This window comes from Methylobacterium sp. WL18 (assembly GCF_008040015.1).
Classification (GTDB): Bacteria; Pseudomonadota; Alphaproteobacteria; order Rhizobiales; family Beijerinckiaceae; genus Methylobacterium; species Methylobacterium mesophilicum.
Window position 1 is genome coordinate 1 of the sequence record NZ_VRVD01000743.1, and the last position, 2,087, is coordinate 2,087.

The 2,087-nt window shown below is 71.1% G+C and carries 1 protein-coding gene and 1 pseudogene; both read right to left on the reverse strand.

Translation table 11 applies throughout. The annotated features are described in order from the left end of the window. Positions 1–193: 193 nt before the first annotated feature. On the reverse strand, positions 194–613 hold the full coding sequence (locus tag FV228_RS27745) for a CopG family transcriptional regulator (protein ID WP_147857444.1): 420 nt from the start codon (positions 611–613) through the stop codon (positions 194–196). Between the two features lie 232 nt (positions 614–845). Then, positions 846–2,063 (reverse strand): annotated as a pseudogene (locus FV228_RS27750) (AMP-binding protein); the annotation flags it as partial. Between the last annotated feature and the right edge of the window lie 24 nt (positions 2,064–2,087).

Consider the following 2,087-nt stretch of genomic DNA (forward strand, 5'->3'; position numbering starts at 1 on the left):
CATCCGGGCGGCCCGGGCCGCGCGCTTGCCCTCGGCCTCGGCCGAGCCGGGGGCTCCGAAGCCGCCGAGCTTCATCTTCGACAGGTCGAAGTTCAGGAAGTCCATCTTGGGAAAGTGCTTCATCGGGCCGTTCCTTGCGGGTGGGGTTCGGACACGGCCGGCTGCTGCGCCCGGCGGTGCGATCGGGGTGTCTTCAGGCGATCCGGTCGGCCAGGGCGGCCTTGACCGCGGGGCTGGCCTGGAACGCGCCCAGCACCTCCACGGAGGCGATCGCGGCGCGCGCCAGTTCGGGCGTGACGTCCAGCGCCACGGTGGCGAGGCCAAGGACCTGGATATGCAGGGGCACGCCGGCGTCGCGGGCGGCTTCCAGGGCGGCGCGGGAATAGTGCGAGACGCCCAGCCGCAGTTGGCGGCGGGCCACGGATTGGCGCACCGCCTCCTCCTGCCGGTCCAGCTGGTTGCGCACCGCGGTGCGGATGAAGTCGGCGCGGTTGGCGTAGAACCCGTCGCGGACCATCAGGTCGACCCGGCCGAGATCGACGAAGCCGAGGTTGATCGTGATCTTCTCGCTGTCCGGCACCTTGGGCCGGAGTTCCTGTCCGGTGTCTGCCATCGTCTCGCCCTCCCCAGACCATCCGGTTGGATGGTCTAGAGATGGTGAGCGGAGTCGGGCGCGCAAGGGGCGGTTGCAGCGCGACTCGAAACGATCGTGGTTTCAAAAGGTCCGGGACCTTTTGCGGGTCCAGGGCAGAGCCCTGGTGTCGGGCTTCGCCCGAGATCGGGGCTGCGCGCCCCGAACCCCGCCGAAGGGCCTCGGGCCCTTCGGGAACCCATATTCCCCGCGCTCAGCCGGCGCCGATCCCCCGCCCCTTCAGGCTGGCGCCGATCTCGTCGAGGGCGGCGGCGTCGTCGATGGTCGCCGGCATCGTCCAGGGCTCGTGGTCGGCGATGCGCTTCATGGTGGCGCGCAGGATCTTGCCGGAGCGGGTTTTCGGCAGCCGCGGCACGGTGAGCGCCAGCTTGAACGCCGCCACCGGGCCGATCTCGTCCCGCACCTTGGCGACGAGCTCGCGCTCGATGTCCGCGGGGGCGCGGTCGACCCGGGCTTTGAGCACCACGAAGCCGCAGGGCACCTCGCCCTTGAGCGCGTCGCGGATGCCGATGACCGCGCATTCGGCGACATCCGGATGGCCGGCCAGCACCGCCTCCATGCCGCCCGTGGACAGGCGATGGCCCGCGACGTTGATGATGTCGTCGGTCCGCCCCAGCACGGTGATGTAGCCGTCGGCGTCGATCACCCCGGCATCCGAGGTGTCGTAATAGCCCGGGAAGGTGGCGAGGTAGCTCGACCGCATCCGCGCGTCCGAGCCCCACAGGGTCGGCAGGCAGCCGGGCGGCAGGGGCAGGCGGATCGCGATGGTGCCCATCGTGCCGGGCGGGACCGGCTTGCCGCCCTCGTCCAGGACCTCGACCCGGTAGCCCGGCATCGGCACGCAAGTGCTGCCGTGCTTCACCGGCAGGAGGCCCAGGCCCAGCGGGTTGCCGGCGATCGGCCAGCCGGTCTCGGTCTGCCACCAATGGTCGATCACCGGGCGGCCCAGCACCCGCTCGGCCCAGGCCACCGAATCCGGGTCGGCCCGCTCCCCGGCCAGGAACAGGCTGCGGAAGGCGGACAGGTCGTAGTCGCCGACCAGCGACCCGGCCGGATCCTCCTTCTTGATCGCGCGCAGGGCCGTCGGCGCCGTGAACAGGCAGACTACGCCGTGCTCGGCGACCACCCGCCAGAACGCCCCGGCATCGGGGGTACCCACCGGCTTGCCCTCGTACAGCACCGTGGTGCAGCCGTGCAGGAGCGGCGCGTAGACGATGTAGGAATGGCCGACCACCCAGCCGATATCGGAGGCGCAGAAATAGGTCTCGCCGGGCTGGACGCCGTAGAGGTTCGGCATCGACCAGGCGAGCGCCACGAGGTAGCCGCCGGTATCCCGGACCACGCCCTTCGGCTTGCCGGTCGTGCCGGAGGTGTAGAGGACGTAGAGCGGGTCGGTGGCGGCCACCGGCACGCTCTACGTCCTCTACACCTCCGG